Source organism: Collinsella sp. CLA-ER-H3 (assembly GCF_040092425.1).
Taxonomy (GTDB): Bacteria; Actinomycetota; Coriobacteriia; order Coriobacteriales; family Coriobacteriaceae; genus Collinsella.
Genome location: NZ_JBBNLP010000009.1, coordinates 95,537 through 116,061, shown reverse-complemented (window position 1 = coordinate 116,061; position 20,525 = coordinate 95,537). Strand labels below are relative to the sequence as shown.

Here is a 20,525-nt window from a genome sequence, read left to right as displayed (position 1 = left end):
GGGATATCGCCGGTCGCCCTCGCGCTGATGCGGTAGGTGCGGTACAGTTAACGGGTTACAGGCAGTGTTTACGCAAGGAGTACACGAGCACATGGCTGATTCCCAGACTGCAACCTCCGCGCCCGAGTTTAAGAGCGCCCACTTTATCGGTATCGGCGGCGCCGGCATGAGCGGCATCGCCCTCGTTCTGCACGATCGCGGTTATGCCGTTACCGGCTCCGACCTTAAGACGTCACGTTATATCCGCCAGCTTACGCGCGCGGGTGTGAAGGTGCATGTGGGCCATGAGGCCGCCACGATCGACGAGGTCAAGCCCGACGTGGTAGTTGTCTCCACCGCTATTCCGGAGTCCAACCCTGAACTCGTGCGCGCTCGCGAGCTTGGTATTCCCGTGTGGCCCCGTGCCAAGATGCTCTCTGCTTTGGGCCACGGCTACACCACTGTCGCTGTTGCCGGCACGCATGGCAAGACCACCACGTCTTCGATGTGCGCCACCATGCTCGACCGCATGGGTCTGGATCCGAGCTTCTTGATCGGCGGCATCGTCGAGGGCTATGACACGAACGGCAAGAACGGCTCGGGCGACTACTTTGTCGCCGAGGCCGACGAGTCCGACAGCTCCTTCCTGTTCCTGAACCCCAACGTAGTCATTGTGACCAACGTCGAGGCCGACCACCTCGATCACTACTCGGGTATCGAGGAGATCGAGGCAACTTTCGCCAAATTCATGAGCCTGGTGGGCGAGGACGGCACCGTCATCGTCTGCGGTGAGGACCCGCATCTGGTCGAGCTCGCCAAGTCGACGGGCCGTCACGTGCTTTCCTACGGCTTTGCCGAGAGCAACGACATCGTCTGCATGCACCCGGATGTTAAGGGCATCCAGAGTGACTTTATCGTTCGCTTTGAGGACGGCACTGAGCATGCTGTGGAGATCAAGAGCAATCCCGGTCGCCACAACATGCTCAACGCCACGGCGGTGCTTACCGTCGCCCATGTCCTGGGCCTTGACATCGACGCCGCCGCCAAGGCGCTCTCGAGCTTTGAGGGCGTCCGCCGTCGCTTTACCCACGTGGGCGATATCGATGGCATCACCGTGGTCGATGATTACGGCCATCACCCCACCGAGATCAAGGCGACGCTTGCTGCCGCTTCGTCGCTGGGCTACAAGCATGTCGACGTCGTGTTCCAGCCGCACCGCTATTCGCGCCTGCAGGCCCTGTGCGACGACTTTGCCGATGCATTTGCCAATGCCGATAAACTGCTGCTGATTGATGTGTTCTCGGCTGGCGAGATGCCCATTCCGGGTGTCACCTCCAAGATGCTCGCCGATACCGTGCGCGCCAAGCATCCTGGCAAGGAGGTCGTGTACTGCTCCAGCCGTCTTGAGCTCAATCAGGAGCTCGAGCAGATGGTGGGCGAGGGCGACCTGCTGCTCACTATGGGTGCCGGTGACGTTACGACCGTCGGTCCCGAGTTCATTGAGTATCTGACTGCCAAGAAAGACGCTTAAGTCTAATGGGTCTGTTTAACGCCGTCATGGCGCTCTCGGGCATGATCGACACGGATGTGATCGAGGACGAGCGCCTTGCGCGTCATACGAGCTATCGTATCGGCGGCAAGGCCGACCTCTTTGTGACGTGCCATAGCTATCATGCCCTCCGCCGCGCCGTGGCGGTGCTCGATCGCGAGCAGGTGCCGTGGGTCATCATCGGCAAGGGCTCCAATCTGCTGGTTGCCGATGGCGGTTATCGCGGCGCCGTCATTTCGCTCGGACGTGAGTTTCAGCGCACGGTTGTTGCCGATGACGGTTGTACGCTGACGGTCGGTGCGGGCGTGATGTTTGCGCGCCTGGTCAACGATGCCCTGTCGCGTAGCCTCTCGGGCCTTGAGTTTGCCGTTGGCATCCCTGGTTCGGTCGGCGGTGCGATATCTATGAATGCCGGCACACGGACCGAGTGGATTGGCTCGCTGGTTGAGGATGTCGTAACGTTTGACCCGGCATCCGGTATCAAGCATTATGCGGGGTCCGAGATCACTTGGGGCTACCGCGAATGTAGCCTTCCCCGCAATGAGATCATCCTCGAGTGTGTGCTCAAGCTTAAACCGGCGCCCAAGGCCGACATTCGCGAGCGCATGGAGCGGTACCTGACGAGGCGCAAGCGTACACAGCCCATGGGTCGCGCATCCTGCGGGTCGGTCTTTCGCAACCCGCCTGATGCGAGTGTGGGCAAGCTTATCGAGGATTGTGGATTAAAGGGTTTTTCGATTGGCGGCGCGGAAGTTTCGCCCGTTCACGCTAATTTTATCGTTAATAACGGAACTGCCTCGGCCGATGACGTTGCCGCGGTTATCAGACATGTGCACGGAAAGGTGAGGGAGGCGTATGGCATCGAGCTCAGACCGGAAGTTAAATTCCTCGGCTTCTAGAGCATCGAAACCCACCTTCCGCCGCGCCGGAGGGCGTTCCGGCGCGCCTGCCAAACCTCAACGCAATACCGTCGCGCACTCTAAGTCTGTCGGGCATGCTCGACAGACCAGTCGTCCGGTCGTCGGCTCGCAGCTCGGTAATCGTCCGGCCGCAAAAAAGTCCTCGCGTCCCTCGGTGACGTCAAAGCCTGTTATGGGCGCCAAGCCTGCCCGTCCCATGGCAACTCCCAAGCCCTCGACGGGAACTAAAGCGGCGCGTCCGGGTCGCACGCTGGGCGCATCGAAACCGCGCTCGCTGACATCGGTGTCGGCTACCGCCAAGAAGCCTTCGGGTAAAAAAGGCGTCAACCTGTTGTCTTCACTTGGGGCGATGGCAAATAAAACATCAGACGCCGCTTCTGTCGTTGCAGGCAAAGGCAAAATCGTGGGCGGCGTTCTGGCCGTCTTGGCCGTGCTCGTCGTCGTTGCCATCGTGGTGATCAACTCTGGATTGTTTACCGCCACTGATATTCAGATTCAAGGCAGCGAGCATGTGACGAAGCACGATGCTATCCAGCTGATCGATTTGCCCGAGGGAACGTCGCTTTTTAACGTCGATCCCGACCAGATTACCGAGGACCTCAAGCAGAACCCGTGGGTCTCGGGCGTGGATGTCCAGCGTCAGTTCCCGCATACGCTCATCATTACGCCTATGGAGCGCAAGGTCATCGCAATTGCCTATATCAGCTCCGATGACCTTGCCTGGGCCATCGGGGATGATGACACCTGGATCGCCCCGCTGTCGACGTCGGTCGAAGTGGACGACCAGGGCAACGTCATCACGACAGGGCAGGGCTCAGATACCCTGACCGGCATTGATGCTGCGCTGGCGCTCGCTAAGCACTATGGCGCGGTGTTGTTGACTGATGTCTCGGCGGATGTCGCTCCGGTTTCCGGCCAGGCGGTGAGCTCCAAGGCCGTTAAGGCCGGCTTGGATTATGTGCGTGGTTTTTCGAGCGAGTTCTTGGGACAAGTCAAGGATATTTCCACGCCTTCGGTCGAAGCCATCTCGGCAAACCTCAATAACGGCATTGAGGTGTCGCTGGGTGATTCGGACGATATCGCCAAGAAGGAACGCGTAGTCACCAAGTTGCTTTCGCAGGTAGAGGGCGTAACGTATATCAATGTGCGCTCTCCGGGCAACTACACATTTAGGAATGCTCCGACCTCGTAGCGCTGGTTGATGCTTTGTTGAGGGGCCATACCACGCCGTTTATCTGGTTTGTTTGGTTTTCACGGTCAATTATTTGACTGATACGTTCATAATGTGCAACCATAATACGGTTTACCTTTGCATTTACTTTCAACCTGAAGGTTAATGTGCGCAGGGGTCGACCCATGCTATGGCTATAACCTTTGTTCGGAGGACCGACATGCACGAGACAGAGATCAACAACTACCTTGCCGTCATTAAGGTGGTCGGCGTCGGCGGCGGCGGTACCAACGCGGTCAATCGAATGATCGAAGAGGGCATCCGCGGCGTCGAGTTTGTTGCCATCAACACCGATGCTCAGGCACTCGCGATCTCTGATGCCGATATCAAGGTGCACATCGGCACCGACCTTACCCGCGGTCTGGGCGCCGGCGCCAACCCCGAGGTTGGCCGCAAGGCTGCCGATGAGTCCCGCGACGACATTGCCGAGGCGCTTGCTGGCGCCGACATGGTGTTCATCACCTGCGGCGAGGGCGGTGGCACCGGTACCGGCGCTGCTCCCATCGTTGCCGATATCGCGATGAACGAGGTCGGCGCACTGACCGTCGCCGTCGTGACCAAGCCCTTCACCTTCGAGGGCCGCAAGCGCAAGAAGAGCGCCGAGGAGGGTATTAAGACCCTCTCCGATTGCGTTGACACCATGATCGTCATCCCCAACGATAAGCTGCTCGACATCGCCGAGAAGAAGACCACCATGCTCGAGGCCTTCGCGATTGCCGATGGCGTCCTTTCCCAGGGCACCCAGGGCATCACCGACCTCATCACCGTCCCCGGTATCATCAACCTGGACTTCGCCGATGTTAAGACCATCATGAAGCAGGCCGGTACCGCCATGATGGGTATCGGTACCTCTTCTGGGGATACTCGTGCCGTCGACGCTGCCCAGCAGGCCATCTCCAGCCCGCTGCTCGAGAGCTCCATCGATGGTGCCACGCGCGTTCTGCTCTCCATCGCCGGTTCCAAGGACCTGGGCATCCAGGAGATCAGCGACGCCGCCGACGTTGTCGCCAACGCCGTCGACCCCGAGGCGAACATCATCTTCGGTACCGTTGTCGACGAGTCCCTGGGCGATCAGGTGCGTATCACCGTCATCGCTACGGGCTTCTCCGATTCCAACGTCAACCGTCAGGACGAGCTCTTTGCTGCTCAGCAGTCTCAGAGCAAGGCCGCTGCCTCCGCTGAGCCGCAGCGCACCGCTCCGGCTGCCAGCCCGGCTCAGGCCGCTCCGACCCGCAACGTCGGTGGTACCGAGCTGCCCAACTTTGGCAACGACCAGTTCGAGCTTCCCGACTTCCTGAAGCGCGGCAGCTTCTAGTTCGTTTTTCTCAACGACCTGCACGGGGTGTGTCCATTTGGATGCACCCCGTTTTGTTTCTCGTTTGTAAACGAAAGCCTCCAATCTCCTTACGTTCCCTTTACGTTTGGTCCCTACCGCTGCGGGTATCCTTTTAAGGAAGTATGACAGCCGTATAAACGCGGACTGCGCGGCGACGCCGCGGTACTTGTGTTATTAGGAGGCTTTAGTATGGCAGCACGTGCGGACAGGGTTTCGCGTGTCGACCATGATGGAGTTACGTTGGTGGAGGGCGCGACATCCGATGTCCGCTTTGCCTTCACCGAGCGCGCCGGTGGTGTTTCCGAAGATGCGTACTCCTCGCTTAACTTGGGCTCGCATGTTGGCGATGACCCCTTTGCTGTTCAAGAAAATCGTCGTCGCGCGCTCGAGGCTATGGGTGCCGCCGAGTGCGAGCACAACCTGCTCGTTCCCAATCAGGTCCATGGTGACCATATCGTTGCGGTGACCTCGAACGGCGCCGATGACCTTGAGGACGTCCGCGAGCAGATTGCCGAGGGCTGCGATGCCATCGTCTGTACGGCGCATAACGTGCCCGTGCTGCTCTGCTTTGCCGACTGCGTTCCCGTGGTGCTGGTGGCCCCTGGCGGATTTGCCGTGGTGCACTCCGGTTGGAAGGGTACGATTGCACGTATTTCCGCCAAGGCGTGCCAGGCGCTTTGCGATGCTGCCGGCTGCGATGCGAGCGACGTTTCCGCCTATATCGGCCCCCATATCTTGGGTGACGAATATGAAGTATCCCAGGAGCTCATGGATCGCTTTGCCGCCGAGTTCTCTTGCATCGATGCGAGTACCTCTCGCATGCTCGATCTTTCCGCTGCCATTTGCGAGGCGCTGGTAGATGTCGGTGTCGACGCGGATAATATCGTGGATACCCAGCTTTCGACTGTGCGTCAGAATGACCGCTTTTATTCCTACCGTAACGAGGACGGCGCCTGTGGGCGCCATGCTGCGATCGGCGTGATGCTATGAGAAAGATCGTATCGATCCTGAGCGCCGCTGTGCTTACGCTTACGCTGTGCGCCTGTTCTTCGGGATCTTCTACCTCTTCCATTACTGTCGCCGGCTCCACGACCTGCCTTCCTATCGCCGAGATTGCGGCAGAGGGCTTTAAGGAGGAGACCGGCATCGACGTGCTCGTTTCCGGTTTGGGCTCTTCCGCTGGCATCGAAGCCGTCAGCGCTGGCACGGCCGATATCGCCAGCTCCTCCCGTGGACTCAATGCCGACGAACAGGATCTGGGCCTGACTCCCATCGTCATTGCCCACGACGGTATCGCGGTCATCGTGAACGACGATAACCCGGTCGATAACCTCTCGACCGAGCAGCTCCGCGATATTTACGCCGGTAAGATCACCAACTGGAAGGAAGTCGGCGGAGAGGACCTGAAGATCCAGGTCATCAACCGAGACGAGGCGTCCGGCACGCGTGAGGCCTTCCGCACCATCGTGATGGACGGCACCCCGTTCGATCGCCGCTCGGCCGTTCTTTCGGGCACGGGCCAGGTGCGCGACGTGGTATCTCGTTCGCGCGGGGCTATCGGCTACATTTCACTGGGGTTCGTCGATAGCCTCAACGCCAAGACCTCGGTCAAGGCCGTCTCGGTCAATCATGTTGAGGCGTCCGAGAAGACGGTCGCGAGTGGCGGCTATCCCATCTCGCGCGACCTTTACTTCTTTGTGAAGGGTGCGCCTTCGCAGCGGGCGCAGGATTACATCGACTACGTGACGTCCGAAAAGATGGACAAGCAGATTCGCGAGGCGGGCTTTATTCCCGTCACCAACGACGAGAAGGGGAGTGAGTAGCATGGAAGCACAGGAAAACTCCCAGACTGAACAGAATGCTCAGGCGCCCAAGAAGCGCGAGCTGGCGCTCGTATCGCGCAGCACCTATATCAAGGAGAAGGCGCTGCAGTGGATCTTCTTTGCCTGCGCGTTCTTGGCGGTTGTTACCGTCATCCTGATTTTTGTCTTTACCACGTACTCGGCGCTGCCCGTCTTTACCGACATTGGTCTGGCGGACTTCTTTAGCTTTACGTGGGCGCCCTCTGAGGGCCACTACGGCATCGTGTCGCTGCTTGCCGGCTCGGGTCTGGTGACCGTCGGTGCACTCGCCATGGGTGTGCCCCTAGGCGTGGGCACGGCCGTGTATCTGGTCGAGATCGCCGGCAAGCGCGTGCGCAAGCTCATCAGCCCTGCCGTTGACCTGTTGGCCGGCATCCCTTCTATCATCTATGGCTTCTTTGGCATGATCATCATCCGTCCGTTTATCGCGCAGGTGACCGGTGGTCTTGGTTTTGGTGCGCTGACGGCGTGGTTCGTGCTTGCCATCATGATCGTCCCTACCATCACTACGCTCACCATCGATGCCCTCAATTCCATTCCCATGGGCATTCGCGAGGCATCGTATGCCATGGGCGCCACCAAGTGGCAGACCATCTATAAGGTCGTGCTACCTGCCGCCAAGCTGGGTATCGTGGATGCCATCGTGCTGGGTATGGGCCGTGCCATCGGCGAGACCATGGCCGTGCTCATGGTCGTGGGTAACGCCCCGGTTATTCCCGACAGCATTGCGAGCCCCATCTCGACGCTCACGAGCCAGATCGCGCTCGACATGAGCTATTCCTCGGGTCTGCACCGCTCGGCGCTGTTCGGCATGGGCGTGGTCCTGTTTATCATCTCCGCCACGCTGGTGGGCGTCGTCCGTCTGATTTCCAAGAAGAAGAGGGGGTAGGCTATGTCCGATTCCGTTGACACGACGGTCGATACGACCTCGTCGCGCGAGCGCATCAAGCGTGCCCTTTCCCACGGCAAGAAGGGCCGCATCAACAAGGACCTGTCCAACAAGATCATGCTTGGCGTGTTTCGTGCCGCGGCATACATTACCACACTGGTGCTGGTCGCTATCATCGCCTACGTGGTCATTAACGGCCTGCCGCATATCTCGCTCGACTTTATCTTCGGTTGGCCCCAGGGCGTCAACGCCGAGGGCGGAATTTGGCCCACGATCGTCTCGACCGTCTATGTGACGGCGCTCGCCATGCTTATCTGCACGCCGGTTGCTGTGCTGGCAGCCGTCTATCTGGCCGAGTACGCCAAGCAGGGCAAGGTCGTCGAGCTCATTCGCTATGCTGCTGACGCTTTGGCCTCGGTGCCCTCTATCGTTATGGGCCTGTTTGGCTACGCCTTGTTTGTCGAGGCCATGGGTCTGGGCCTTTCGATGGTCTCGGCCGCTCTGGCACTCGCGCTCTTGATGCTTCCCATCGTCATGCGCACCACCGAAGAGGCCATTCGCGCCGTTCCGCGCTATATCCGTTGGGGCGCGTACGGCCTGGGCGCCACCAAGTGGCAGGTCGTCTCCAAGATCGTGCTTCCTTCTGCCTTTGGCCGTATTGCCACGGGCATCGTCCTCGCCATCGGCCGTGCCATTGGCGAGACCGCGGTGGTGCTCTACACCATGGGCCAAGCCATCAATCTACCTATTTCGCCGCTCGATTCCGGCCGCCCCATGACGGTTCACCTGTACCTGCTTGCAAACGACGGCATCAACATGAACGCAGCCTACGGCACCGCGCTCTTGCTGATGGTGATCATTCTGGCCTTCAACCTGTTTGCGCGCTTCCTGTCGCGCAAGCGTCGCTAGTTAAGGAGTCCCATGTCCGTTTATCAGTCCGCTCCCACGCTGGAGCAAGCGGCCATTACGGCCAAGGATTTCAACTTTTGGTACGGTGACTTTCATGCGCTGACGGGGCTTGACCTCAACATCGCCAAAAACGCCATCACCTCCTTCATTGGCCCTTCGGGCTGCGGCAAGTCGACGTTTTTGCGCTGCATCAACCGCATGAATGATCTGATCGAGGGTACGCGCGTCGAGGGCACCATGACGCTCGACGGCAATGATATCTATGCCGAGGGCGTCGACCCGGTCGATCTCCGTCGTCGCGTGGGCATGATCTTTCAGCAGCCCAACCCGTTTCCCAAATCCATCTACGAGAATGTCGCCTTTGGCCCTCGTCTGCAGGGCGTGACTAGCAAAAGCGACCTCGATGACATCGTGGAAGAATCGCTCAAGCGCGCCAACCTCTGGAAAGAGGTATCCAATCAGCTCAACAAGGATGGTTTGGCGCTCTCGGGCGGTCAGCAGCAGCGTCTGTGCATCGCGCGCGTGCTTGCGGTGCAACCCGATGTCCTTCTGATGGACGAGCCCTGCTCCGCCATCGACCCCACGTCCGTCTCTAAGGTCGAGGATCTGATGGCCGAGCTGGCGCCCGAGATGACGATCATCATCGTCACGCATTCAATGCAGCAGGCAGCTCGTATTAGCGACTACACCGCATTCTTCTTGCAGGAAGTTGCCGGCGAGCCCGCCACGCTCATCGAGTATGGTCAAACCGACGCCATCTTCACCAGCCCGGTGGACTCGCGGACGGAAGACTATATCACCGGCCGCTTTGGCTGATCGGTGCGACTAGTCCCAAGCCGATCGGATCTGGTCCGGTGCGTATTCACTGTGCGGGCGGCATGACCGCACCCAACTGATTGGAGTGAACCATGCGCAAACTGTTTTCCCGTCAGCTCATCGAGGCCCGTCACGAGATGCTGAGCATCTACGAGGCCGTCGATCTGGCCCTCCACGATGCCGTGAAGGCCTATGTGACCGACGACCGCAAGCTCGCCACCAAGACCAAGAAGCGCACGCTTTCGATTGACGCACGCTGCGCCAACCTGGAGGCCGTCTGCTACAACCTGATTGCCACGCAGTCACCGGTCGCCTCCGACTTTCGCTTGCTGCAGACGATCATCTACGTCGACTTTAACCTGCAGCGCATGACCGATAAGGTTCGCCAGATTTGCCGCGCCACGCGTCATATGATCAAGGCCGACATCTCGCTGCCCAAGGAGCTTGTCGGCACGGTCGAGGCCGAGGCTGAGGCCGTCTACCAGGTACTGGGCTCTTCGCTTTCTGCGCTCGTCACCAACGACATGTCCATCATCTGCAACTTGGCCGTCGAGGACGAGCCAGTGCACGCCGCCTACGAGAAGTTCTTCCGCACCTTTAACCGCATGGACACGGGCGATTTTATGGACGACGACAGCAACTATGACGACCTGCGCCGCGCCATCATGGTATCGCGCTATCTCGATCGCATCGCCTCGATTTCCATCGATGCCGCCTGCCGTCTGACCTTCCTGTTGACCGGACAGCGTATGACTGCCGGTGATATCGCCTGCACTGATGAGGATGAGCTCGAGAGCATGCGCGTGCCTTCGGGCGAGGGTGTTATCATGAGGCCCGCCGTCGATGCACGCTACGTTGCCAAGGTGCCCGTTAACGAGGTCAGCGAGGGTCTTCGCTACCTGCTCGATCATCTTGAGGACGAGGACGATGGCGAGGACGACGAGGAGTAAGTAACCCCGTTCATCGAAAGATTGTAAATACCTAAGTGAGCGCGGCCTTGCACATGCGGGGCCGCGCTCTTGCGTTAGCATGGGACTACTTGTTTGGCTGTCAGCGGAGGCGATTAGCAATGGATAACTATTTGGACTTGATGCGCGCTCGCCGCGAGCGGATTCTGGAACGTTTTTATGCGGCGCTCGATCGCGCGGGCCGCCCCCACGACGCCGCGCGCCTCATTGCCGTGTCCAAGACCGTTGGTGTCGATGAGACCGTTGCCGCCATCCAGGCGGGGTATCGCCATTTTGCCGAGAACCGCCCGCAGGAGCTGGTTCGCAAGCTCGCGGGTCTGGCGGAGCATCCGGAGCTGCCCGAGGTGCGCTTCGATATGATCGGCAACCTGCAGACCAATAAGATAAATGCGGTGCTGGGCTCAGCCGAGCTGATTCACTCGGTGGGTTCGCTGCATCTGGCGCAGGCGATCTCGAGCCGTGCTGTCCGCAAGATTGGGGCAGGCGAGCTTGCCGGCCCTCAGCGTGTGCTCATTGAGGTCAATGTGAGTGGTGAAGAGTCGAAGGGAGGCTTTTCGCCCGATGAGATTCGCGCCGCCGCGGGTGAGCTTGCGGAGCTTGAGGGAATTTGCGTGCAGGGGCTTATGACTATGGCGCCCCGGGGGAATAAGGATGTGGCACGCCGCACCTTTGCGGGGCTTCGTGAGCTGAGGGATGAGCTGGAGGCGGCGCATCCCGATTTGAACCTACCTGAGCTTTCCTGCGGCATGAGCGAGGACTTTGAGCCTGCCCTTGAGGAGGGCTCTACACTCGTTCGCCTGGGCAGGGTAGTATTTAGCCCGGAGTTTGCAGTAAAATAAGGCTCTGAAGTGCGCACTGATTATCGGGGCGCCTGCACTAAACCGCGAGAGGACACAACCATGGGCTTCCTTGACGAGATTAAAAATAAGATGCACCTGGGCGGCCAGCAGGGTTACGACCAGGGTTATGGCCAGGACGACGACTACGGCTACGATGACGGCTACGACGATGGCTATCAGAACAACGGCTACAGTGGTGCTTCGGGCGAGGGCTTCTACACCCAAGACGAGCCGAGCAACGGCCTGCTTGGCCAGACGCGCCGCGGTGAAGCTGAGTCGGTTGCCGTGTATACGCGCTCCGGTCAGCTGGTCGGCGATGACTCCCGCCATGCCACGACGTATAACCCGCCTTCGCGCTCGCAGGACAGTGTTGCGAGCGGTTATCGTCCTGGTGCCTATGACACGCCGTCGAGCTACGCCGAGAATACCCGCGCCCGTGCCGCCGCTGCACCCGCGCCTGCACCGAGCGATGCCTCGGCCTATGCGAGCAATATCATCAACGCCACGCCGCAGCTGCCGGCCTATGTCCTGCGCCCCGAGAGCTATGACGACGTGGAGACCGTGGTGCGCCGCGTTCGCACCAAGCAGCCTGTCGCACTGATTTTTGTGGGCGTACGCACCGAAGTTGCCAAGCGCGTCTTGGACTTCTCTTACGGCTTTGCCTGCGGTCTGGGTGCCACGGTCAAGGAGGTGGGCGACCGCGTGTTCATGGTGCTGCCCGCCGGTTGCGAGGTCAAAGATTCCGATCTCAAGAAGCTTCGTGCCGACGGCTACCTTAAGTAAAGACAAGACGAGGAGATTCCCATCAACATCTACACTATCGTCCAGCTGGTCAACACGCTGTTCAACTTCTATTCCACGCTCATTGTCGTCTACTGCTTTATGACGTGGATTCCCATGAAGCAGGGTGGTTTGCTTCAGGATATTGCCGCGGTGCTTGATAGCGTGTGCGGTCCGTGGCTCAACCTGTTCCGTCGTTTCATCCCGCCGATGGGCGGTATCGATTTTTCGCCGGTCGTTGCGATTATTGCGTTGCAGTTGGTGCAGAGGCTGGTTCTGCAGCTTCTTATAGGTATACTCGTGTAGAACTGACTTAGTAACTTACGTCGGGCGTGTAGCGCCGAGGCGATGAAAAAGGAGACTTGTTATGGCTATTACCCCTGCAGACATCCAGGCTCAGACTTTCTCTGAGGCCAAGCGTGGCTACGATCCTGCTGAGGTCGACGTCTTCTTGGAGACGCTGTCTTCCGAGGTTGACGCTATGCTCGCTAAGATCGTCGACCTTAAGGGTCGTCTGACTGCTACCGAGCAGCAGCTTGCCGATGCGCAGGCTCAGCTTGCCCAAGCTCAGGATGCCACCGCCCAGGCCGTTCCTGCCGCCCCCGTGGCTGCTCCCGCCCCTGACTTCTCCGCTCAGGAGCGCCAGATTTCCGCTGCCCTGATCGCTGCCCAGCAGACCGCTGAGACCATCGTCAACGATGCCAACGAGAACGCTGAGCGTATCCGCAACGAGGCTGACGCCAAGGCCCGCGAGGTTATCCGCCAGGCTCTGACCGAGAAGCAGGCCGAGCTCGAGGAGATCGATCGTCTCAAGGCTTCCCGTGAGGAGTTCAAGGCAGAGTATCTCAAGCTCATCCAGCACTTCATGGACGATGCCCAGAATTCCTTCCCGGCCGATCTGATGGCCTCCACGCCGGTCGGTTCTGCCGCTTCTCCTGCAGTGACTGTTCCCGCCGAGCCGCTGCCCGTCGCTGACCCGGTTGTCCCCGTGGCCGATCCCTTCGCCCCGATCGACAACTTTGCTGCCGACGACCTGGACTAACATTCGGCCTACAATTTAGTGCCTAGAAAGGACCCGCAGCTTGCGGGTCCTTTTTTATGACTGTGCAGGGGCGCGCAACATAAAAAACCGAGCCCTGCACATTGTGGCGCAGAACTCGGCGAATGGGTGAGCGGTAAAAGGTAGGTTTTAGGGCATGTGCCAAAAAACTACTTGAGGAGGAAGTTGGGGAGGGGAATGGTACGGGCCTCGCGATGCTCGGGGTCGGCGATGTGGTCGGCAGGATAGCCACAGACAAGCATGTGATAGGGATAAACGCCCTTGGGCAGATTGAACTGCTCCTGTGCCACCTCTGGCTTAAAATGGCATACCCAGCACGTTCCCAGGCCCTGCTCGGTGGCCTCCATCATCATCTGATCGCAAACGATGGATGTATCGATTTCGCTGGAATTCATCTGATCATACGGGCGCACCCAAGCATCATCGGTAACGCTGCAAATAAGGAAGATAAGCGGAGCGCCAAAGATAGACCCATCACGAGCAAACCGAGGCTGACAAGCAGCAGCCTTCTCCAGAAGCTCAGGCGTATCCAACACCATCACACGGGTTGGATGATTATTACAAGCAGAAGGAGCAATCCGCCCAGCCTCAACAATGGCATCCACCACAGCCTGCTCCACAGAACGATTCTCAAACTCGCGACAAGAATAACGACCCCGAGCCAGATCCAAATAAGACATACAAGCCCTCCAACAATTTAATAACGAAATAAAAGACAACCAAAGGGTACCCAGAGCAACATTCAGCCAAACGCTCAGCGCTGCCCAAAGTCATGACTGATGCCAAAGACGCTTTCAACCAAAGCCACCATGCATTCCGCCTATTAGCCCAGGTTCCCAATGGTGATACGTAAGGCGAAGGCCCGACACCTATTTACTTTCGAACGACTCTGCCACGCAGCCGGAGTGAGAAAGCAAATAGGTGCCGGGCCTTCGCCGGTGGGACGCGTACCACTAATTAACCGCTTTTGAACGACTCTGCTTGCAGCCGGAGTGAAAAAGGTATTAGTGGCCGGGCCCGCGACCGGTGGGATACGTGCCCCCAATTAACTGTTCTTCATGACAATCGAATCCACGACATCGGCCACATTCTCGCAGCAGTCGGCGCAGTACTCCAGGAAGGCGTACACGTCACGCCAAGCGATGACCTCGAGCGGGTCCTTGCCGTTAACGTGCAGGTTACGCATGGCGTTGATATAGAGCTCGTCGGCCTCGGACTCGATGGTGTTGATCTGGATGACGAGCTCGCGCAGCGTTTTGGACTTGCGGTAGTTAGGCAGCTCGACCATCAGGTCTTTCATGGCGCGGCAGGCGTCGGTCACCTTGTGGGCGATCACGATGGCATCGGGATGGATGCTCTGGATGTTGGTGAAGTAGACGCGCTGCACGACGCCCTCGATGCGGTCGAGCACGGTGTCGAGCGAGCAGCTCATCAGGTCCAGATCCTCGCGCTCAAGCGGGGTGATAAAGGCGGTGAGCAGGGCGTCCTCAAGCTCATGGTGCTTCTTGTCGGCCGCATGCTCGATCGCATGCATCTTGTCGAGCATATCGTGAATCTTTGCGGGATTGAAGTTCTCGAAAATCTTGGTAAGCAGCTCGGCGGCCTGGACGGCGAGGTCGGCGCAGGCGACGTAGTTGTCAAAGTAGAACGAATCGGGTTTCTTTGCCATGAGTGGGTCCTTTCGAGGCGAAGACGGGTGGGCGAGGTGTTACGGTCCGGATGGACGTTCGGTTTGACTAGAGGAACATCATGAACAGCTTGGCCATGACAAAGCTGATGAGTCCGCAGGCGGGGAAGGTGAAGAACCAGGTGAACATCATGTCCTTGACGACGCCGAAGTTGATGGCCGAGAGGCGTTTGACGGCACCGACGCCCATGATGGCGCAGGTCTTGATGTGCGTGGAGGACACGGGGATGCCGGTAAGGGTGGCAAGCAGCAGGTTCGCGGCGCCCGCCAGGTCGGCGGAGAAGCCCTGGTACTTTTCGAGCTTGACCATGCTCTGGCCAACGGACTTGATGATGCGCTCGCCGCCCACGCTGGTGCCGATGCCCATGGTGGCCGAGCATAGCAGCATAATCCAGATGGGGATGCCGGCATCGCCGACGCTCGTCTGGCCGCTGGCAAAGGCCACGCCTAAAAAGAGCACGCCGATGAACTTCTGTCCATCCTGCGCGCCGTGCATAAAGCTCATGGCCGCAGCGCTCGCGATCTGAGCGTATTTAAAGAAGACATTGGCACGTCGCCTGTTGGCGGCGGCGAAAAGAATCGAGACGAGCTTGCACAGGACCCAGCCCATGACAAAGCCCAGACCGATGGAGAGCGCCAGGCCGTAGATGACCTTCATCCACTCGTGGACGTTGACGCTGCTCGCACCGCCGAGGGCGATGGCGGCACCGGTCAGGCCGGCGATAAGGCTGTGGCTTTGCGAGGTGGGGATGCCAAAACGCGACGCTGTGGCGCCGTAGACGACGATGGAGAACAGCGCCGCGCACAGACAGGCGAGCGCCATGGTGCTGTTTCCGCCAAAGTCGACAATATGGGAGATGGTGTTGGCGACGCTCGCGTTAAAGTGCGTCATGATGAGCACGCCAAGGAAGTTGAATGCGGCACTCATGAGAATAGCGGCGCGGGCGGGCATGCAACGCGTAGTGACGCAGGTCGCGATGGCGTTGGGTGCGTCGGTCCATCCATTGACGAAGATGGCGCCGAGCGCGAGGATCACGGTGACGGCAAGGACTGGGTTCGACACAAGTTGGCCGAGGAAGGTTGAGAACGTTACGTCCATATATGGGCTTTCTCGAAGTTTGCAGGCACGTTACAGAAACATGATAAATCGTATCACCTCCTGCGGGTTTCTTTACCGAGTTCTGATGGGAGCAGTGAATTTTTTGGCACTAAAAATGAATATTAGCCCTGTTGACCGTGGGTGTTCTTTTTGCTAACACACCATGAGGACACGTGCGCGCGCCCCAACACCCCAAAACCACAGCCTGTTCGCTTTACAACATGCAAACATGCGTTCGATAATAGGAGGCATGGAATATCGACAGACAGATGGCAAAACTCGGCGCGTGCACAAGCAGTATGTGGACGTCGTGGCTCGCATCCTCGCGGGCGGACAGGTCGTGCCGGTCACCGTCTGCTGGGTCGACGGTCGTTGCTTTACGATTGACGAGATTGTCTCGACCACTGGGTTTGGCCTGACGGTTCACGGCATTCGTACGGCAACCTATAAGGTGCGTTTTGGCGGGCACGCGACCGAGTTGTATCTGGAGGACCAGACGCGCGAACGGCCAGATGGCTCGCAGGCCCATCTGATGCGTTGGTGGGTGTGGGCATTCGACCGCACGCTCGAGGGCGAGCGCCGTGGGTAAGGACGTACGGCATTCGGGTACAATGACAGGAATCTTGTCAGCTACTGCGCCGTTATTTGTGGCGCTTTTTGAAAGGACGGACCTATGAACGATATCCAGGGCTATCAGAACGGCCCCGTCGAGAGCGGCGCAAGCCGCGCCAAGGAGATGTCGCCGCGCGCGTACAATCTCGCCATGTCTGCCCTGATCTTCTTGGGCTTTTGCGCCATGGGCGCCGGTGCCTACTTTACGAGCACCATGTCGTTTGCGCGCATGATGATGAGCGGCGCCGCCTTGCCGCTGGTCTTTGGCTCGTTTATTTTGACCATCGTCGGCATGGTCATGATGTCGGCCGCCGCCAGCAAGCAGTCCGTGGGCCTGTCCCTTGTGGGCTACGTAATCTTTGCGAGTACCTTTGGCCTGACCGCGTCGTTTGGCCTTGCCAACTACGACCTGCCCACCATCAACACCGCCTTTATCGCCACGGCCGCCATCACCTTCGTCTTTGGCGCCTTGGGCGTGACGTTCCCCAAGTTTTTCCAGCGCGTATATGGCATCGGTTTTGGCATTCTGCTCGCCACTATTCTGGTTGAGATCGTGCTGATGTTCATTGGCGTCTCGCAGACCATCACCGACTTGATCGTGATCGTGGTGTTCGCCGGCTTTATTGGCTACGACACCTATGCTGCCACGACGGTGCCGCCTACGCTGCCCAACGCCGTGCTCATGGCGTCCAATCTGTTCGTGGACATTATCAACGTGTTCCTGCGCATCCTGAACATCCTTGGCCGTCGCGACTAGTGACGAATTGCGGCGGTGCTTGCCGTGTGTGCAAATCGATGCGAAAGGCGGTCCTTCGGGGCCGTCTTTTTTGTACGCGGCGGGGTATCATGGATGGGAAAAGCCGATAGCGGCAGAGACCGAGAAAGGTGACCACTTATGGCAGACGTCGACAACAGGAACCGTAACCGCAGGTCCAATCCCAAGCGCGAGGCCCGTGCCAAGGCCGCCGAGCGTCACGTGGCGACCGTGTCCGAAGCGTGCGCCAAGGATATCGAGCGCTCGCTTGCTGGCGTGCGCGAGTTCGATGGTATGCCCGCCGGATTTGTCGCGGCGATGAAGGCCAAGGTTCAGAGTGCTGTGGCCACCGAAGAACAGGTTGCCGAGGACGTCGAGGGCGCGGAGGCTGCCGAGACCGAGGCAGCGCCCGAGCCCGTCGAGGAGCCTGCCGAGGAAATCGCCGAAGCTGAGTCCGCGCCCGCTGAGGAGCCCGCTCCGGTTCTGCCCGAGGTCACCGTGCTCGATGCCTCCGCCACGCAGGCCATCCTGGACAACGGTCGTGGCTATGCGCAGTTCTGCGACATGGCCGTGCTCGCCTTTGCCTCGTTCACCAACCCGGGCGGTGGCTATATTCAGGGTTATCTGGGCCAGGAGGCCACGCTGTGCGCCGATTCGTATCTGTACAACGTTCTCGATAAGCAGCGTAAGTGGTACGGCGAGAACCGTCGCCGCAACATCAACTGCGAGCTCTATCGCAACCGCGCCCTGGTGGTGCCTGCGGTGCGCTTCGACCGCAACCACGTGCATGCATACGCCGACGTGATCGTGGCCGCTGCGCCCAACGTTAAGCGCGCCCGCCAGGAGTATCGCGTGAGCGACGATGCTCTGCTGGATGCCCTGCGCGACCGCATCCGCTTTGTGCTTGCCATCTGCGACGAGTTGGGTCGCGAGAAGCTCGTGCTGGGCGCATGGGGCTGCGACAACAACGGCTTCGATGCCGAGGCCGTGGCCGAGCTCTTCCGCAAGGAGCTTGCGTCGGGCGACTTTAAGGTCAAGCAGGTCTTCCTTGCCGTGCCCTCTACGCGCTGGGACGAGGACTTCGCCAAGTTCGAGCACGTACTGGCAAACTTCCCCGAGCGCAACGAGGAGTCCTATGCCCAGGTTGCCGCTCGCGCTGCGGCAGCTCACGCCGCCGAGCAGGCCCAGGCTGCTACCGAGGATGATGAGGACGAGGACGATTGGCGCAAGTACCTGTAATCGGTACGTGCTGACAGATAGGTCGAGCCGGCGGGAGAGGCTGCTCCCGTCGGCTTTTTACCGAGCGAGGGGCTTACGATGAAAAACGTTCTATGCTTTGGCGACAGCAACACCTATGGTTATGATCCGGCGGGCATGCGCGCCGGCACCGCGGTGCGCTATGCGCGGGATGTGCGCTGGTGTGGCGTGGCCCAACGTGACTTAGGCGAGGGCTGGCATGTAATTGAAGAAGGCCTCAACGGCCGCACGACGGTACGCGACGACATGTGCCATTTGGACACCAATCTTAACGGCATCCGCGCGCTGCCGATGCTGCTCGAGGCCCATAAGCCGCTTGATGCGATCGTTATTATGCTGGGAACTAACGATTGCAAGACGGTCTTTGGTGTGACGGCCTCCGATATTGCCCGTGGCACTATGGCGCTGATTCGCGCGGTGCGTGCATTTCCCTGGACCAATGCCGCACCCTGCCCACGTATTCTGCTGATGGCACCTATCAAGATCAAGCCGCAAATCGCCGATGTATATATGACCGATTTTGACGAGCGTTCCGTCGAGGCCTCGGAGCATTTTGGTGAGTACTACGCACATGTGGCTGAGCAGTTTGGCTGCGACTTTTTGAATGCCGCCGACTTTGCCGAGCCGGGCGATATCGACTATCTGCATATGATGCCCGAAAGCCACGAGAGCCTGGGTCACGCCGTGGCAGCCAAGCTCCAAGAGATGCTCGGTGAGTAGCGCGACCCCAAACCACCACAGAAGTTCCCCTTGTGGTGGCTTGTTTCGTTGCTTTGTCTCGATCTGTAACAGTTGTAAGGCCGAAAACGGGCTAGATGTTACAGATTAAGATTATTTAGGTCGATATCGGTCGTTTGTCTCGATCTGTAACATCTAGGGTCGATTTCGCCGAGTTACTGTTATAGATCGAGATCTTTGTGTGAACCACCACAAAGGTGTTCTTTGTGGTGGTTTGGGTTGCGGACTTTAGTACTGCCACATGTGGTTGACGGGGCCGGAACCTTTGCCCATGTCAAAGCCGGCGGCGAGAGCGCCGGTTAGGTATGCCTTGCCCGCATTGACGGCGTCGGCAAGATCCATGCCCTGGGCCAGCGCGCAGGCGATGGCGGACGAGAGCGTGCAGCCGGTGCCGTGTGTGTTGTCGGTCTCGATGCGCTTGTGGCGGAACCACGTGGTGAGTGGATCTCCAAGATGGTTGCCCTCGTCATCGAGTGGCGCGGGTTCGGCCAGTACATCGTTGGCCTCGTTGACAAAATGTCCGCCTTTAACTAGAGACGCGCATCCAAAGCGGCGGGTGAGAAGCATGGCGGCATTTTGCTGCGTGCGCTCGGAATCGACATCGTAATCGAGCAGCGCCATGGCCTCGGGAATATTGGGCGTGATGACAGTCGCCAGCGGGAACAGGCGGCGTGTAAGCGCTTCGGCGGCATCCTCTGCGATCAAGCGAGCGCCCGAGGTCGCGACCATGACGGGGTCGACGACGATATTATGTGCGTCCCAAGCGCTCAGGCGGTCGGCGATAACATCGATAATCTCGGCAGAGGAAACCATGCCAATCTTGACGGCGTTGGGGCGGATATCGTCAAAAACGGCATCGATCTGCGCCGCGACAATATTCGGGGAGATGTTCTGCACGGCGGTGACGCCCAGGGTGTTCTGTGCGGTGATGGCGGTGATGGCCGTCTCGGCATACAGGCGGTGCGCCGTGATGGTCTTGATGTCGGCCTGAATGCCGGCGCCACCGCTGGAATCGGATCCTGCGATGGATAGAACGGCAGGTACCTTACTGCGATCCATGTTCGCTCCCTTGTTCGGTTGGAATCAAATGGGTCTATAAGCCAGCATTATAAAGATGCCCGGGCCGACTCTATGTCGAACCCGGGCGGGCGATGCAATCTTTACGCAAATGCAAGCAAATGTTCACACGTCAACAATTGACAGGCACCAGCTCGCCGCCAGAAGCGGCCGCGGCGACAGG

The 20,525-nt window shown here is 59.1% G+C and carries 22 protein-coding genes; 18 read left to right on the top strand and 4 right to left on the bottom strand.

Features of this window, described 5'->3' with window-relative positions; translation table 11 throughout:
* Positions 1-91 precede the first annotated feature (91 nt).
* The 14 genes from murC to AAAX32_RS08375 all read left to right on the top strand — a co-directional run bounded on the left by murC (position 92) and on the right by AAAX32_RS08375 (position 13,120).
* On the top strand, positions 92-1,510 hold the full coding sequence (murC, locus tag AAAX32_RS08440) for a UDP-N-acetylmuramate--L-alanine ligase (RefSeq protein WP_349100519.1): 1,419 nt from the start codon (positions 92-94) through the stop codon (positions 1,508-1,510).
* 5 nt (positions 1,511-1,515) lie between these two features.
* Positions 1,516-2,427, top strand: a complete 912-nt coding sequence (gene murB, locus AAAX32_RS08435) for a UDP-N-acetylmuramate dehydrogenase (protein ID WP_006234257.1) — start codon at positions 1,516-1,518, stop codon at positions 2,425-2,427.
* A gap of 217 nt (positions 2,428-2,644) precedes the next feature.
* Positions 2,645-3,640, top strand: coding sequence for an FtsQ-type POTRA domain-containing protein (locus AAAX32_RS08430; RefSeq protein ID WP_349100518.1), 996 nt, complete (start codon positions 2,645-2,647; stop codon positions 3,638-3,640).
* A 199-nt stretch (positions 3,641-3,839) separates the two neighbouring features.
* Positions 3,840-4,994 (top strand): cell division protein FtsZ, encoded by a 1,155-nt coding sequence (ftsZ, locus tag AAAX32_RS08425; protein ID WP_055251674.1) that lies wholly within the window; start codon positions 3,840-3,842, stop codon positions 4,992-4,994.
* Between the two features lie 210 nt (positions 4,995-5,204).
* Positions 5,205-6,005, top strand: coding sequence for a polyphenol oxidase family protein (locus AAAX32_RS08420; protein ID WP_349100517.1), 801 nt, complete (start codon positions 5,205-5,207; stop codon positions 6,003-6,005).
* The gene (locus AAAX32_RS08415) at positions 6,002-6,838 is read left to right on the top strand and encodes a phosphate ABC transporter substrate-binding protein (RefSeq protein WP_349100516.1); all 837 of its coding nucleotides are present in this window, start codon (positions 6,002-6,004) and stop codon (positions 6,836-6,838) included. Before AAAX32_RS08420 ends, AAAX32_RS08415 begins: the two co-directional genes overlap by 4 nt.
* A 1-nt stretch (position 6,839) precedes the next feature.
* Complete coding sequence (pstC, locus tag AAAX32_RS08410; RefSeq protein WP_349100515.1) at positions 6,840-7,766, top strand: phosphate ABC transporter permease subunit PstC; 927 nt, start codon at positions 6,840-6,842, stop codon at positions 7,764-7,766.
* A 3-nt stretch (positions 7,767-7,769) separates the two neighbouring features.
* The gene (gene pstA / locus AAAX32_RS08405; RefSeq protein WP_349100514.1) at positions 7,770-8,675 is read left to right on the top strand and encodes a phosphate ABC transporter permease PstA; all 906 of its coding nucleotides are present in this window, start codon (positions 7,770-7,772) and stop codon (positions 8,673-8,675) included.
* 12 nt (positions 8,676-8,687) lie between these two features.
* Positions 8,688-9,491 (top strand): phosphate ABC transporter ATP-binding protein PstB, encoded by an 804-nt coding sequence (pstB, locus tag AAAX32_RS08400; protein WP_089571588.1) that lies wholly within the window; start codon positions 8,688-8,690, stop codon positions 9,489-9,491.
* A gap of 92 nt (positions 9,492-9,583) precedes the next feature.
* A complete protein-coding gene (locus tag AAAX32_RS08395) occupies positions 9,584-10,441 on the top strand; it encodes a PhoU domain-containing protein (RefSeq protein ID WP_006234247.1) in 858 nt (285 codons plus the stop codon).
* Between the two features lie 119 nt (positions 10,442-10,560).
* A complete protein-coding gene (locus AAAX32_RS08390; RefSeq protein ID WP_117758726.1) occupies positions 10,561-11,298 on the top strand; it encodes a YggS family pyridoxal phosphate-dependent enzyme in 738 nt (245 codons plus the stop codon).
* Positions 11,299-11,358: 60 nt separating this feature from the next.
* Positions 11,359-12,081: a cell division protein SepF gene (locus AAAX32_RS08385; protein WP_006234245.1), complete on the top strand. Its 723-nt coding sequence runs from the start codon at positions 11,359-11,361 to the stop codon at positions 12,079-12,081.
* Between the two features lie 15 nt (positions 12,082-12,096).
* Complete coding sequence (locus tag AAAX32_RS08380) at positions 12,097-12,384, top strand: YggT family protein (protein ID WP_040358293.1); 288 nt, start codon at positions 12,097-12,099, stop codon at positions 12,382-12,384.
* Between the two features lie 61 nt (positions 12,385-12,445).
* Positions 12,446-13,120, top strand: a complete 675-nt coding sequence (locus AAAX32_RS08375) for a DivIVA domain-containing protein (RefSeq protein WP_006234242.1) — start codon at positions 12,446-12,448, stop codon at positions 13,118-13,120.
* Between the two features lie 167 nt (positions 13,121-13,287).
* Here AAAX32_RS08375 and AAAX32_RS08370 read toward each other — a convergent pair whose 3' ends face one another.
* The 3 genes from AAAX32_RS08370 to AAAX32_RS08360 form a co-directional block, all read right to left on the bottom strand.
* Positions 13,288-13,818 (bottom strand): nitroreductase family protein, encoded by a 531-nt coding sequence (locus tag AAAX32_RS08370; RefSeq protein WP_349100513.1) that lies wholly within the window; start codon positions 13,816-13,818, stop codon positions 13,288-13,290.
* Positions 13,819-14,183: 365 nt separating this feature from the next.
* Positions 14,184-14,807: a DUF47 family protein gene (locus tag AAAX32_RS08365; protein ID WP_349100512.1), complete on the bottom strand. Its 624-nt coding sequence runs from the start codon at positions 14,805-14,807 to the stop codon at positions 14,184-14,186.
* Between the two features lie 67 nt (positions 14,808-14,874).
* Positions 14,875-15,924 (bottom strand): inorganic phosphate transporter, encoded by a 1,050-nt coding sequence (locus AAAX32_RS08360; protein ID WP_117584218.1) that lies wholly within the window; start codon positions 15,922-15,924, stop codon positions 14,875-14,877.
* A 250-nt stretch (positions 15,925-16,174) separates the two neighbouring features.
* Between AAAX32_RS08360 and AAAX32_RS08355 the strand changes: the two genes are divergently transcribed.
* The 4 genes from AAAX32_RS08355 to AAAX32_RS08340 all read left to right on the top strand — a co-directional run bounded on the left by AAAX32_RS08355 (position 16,175) and on the right by AAAX32_RS08340 (position 19,267).
* Entirely contained in the window at positions 16,175-16,513 is a 339-nt protein-coding gene (locus AAAX32_RS08355) for a hypothetical protein (RefSeq protein WP_006234236.1), read from the top strand.
* A gap of 84 nt (positions 16,514-16,597) precedes the next feature.
* The gene (locus AAAX32_RS08350) at positions 16,598-17,293 is read left to right on the top strand and encodes a Bax inhibitor-1 family protein (RefSeq protein WP_349100511.1); all 696 of its coding nucleotides are present in this window, start codon (positions 16,598-16,600) and stop codon (positions 17,291-17,293) included.
* Positions 17,294-17,431: 138 nt separating this feature from the next.
* On the top strand, positions 17,432-18,529 hold the full coding sequence (locus tag AAAX32_RS08345; RefSeq protein WP_349100509.1) for a TIGR02452 family protein: 1,098 nt from the start codon (positions 17,432-17,434) through the stop codon (positions 18,527-18,529).
* A 78-nt stretch (positions 18,530-18,607) separates the two neighbouring features.
* The gene (locus AAAX32_RS08340) at positions 18,608-19,267 is read left to right on the top strand and encodes an SGNH/GDSL hydrolase family protein (protein ID WP_349100508.1); all 660 of its coding nucleotides are present in this window, start codon (positions 18,608-18,610) and stop codon (positions 19,265-19,267) included.
* 246 nt (positions 19,268-19,513) lie between these two features.
* On the opposite strand, the gene thiD is transcribed toward AAAX32_RS08340, so the two are convergent.
* Entirely contained in the window at positions 19,514-20,344 is an 831-nt protein-coding gene (gene thiD, locus AAAX32_RS08335; RefSeq protein ID WP_349100507.1) for a bifunctional hydroxymethylpyrimidine kinase/phosphomethylpyrimidine kinase, read from the bottom strand.
* Between the last annotated feature and the right edge of the window lie 181 nt (positions 20,345-20,525).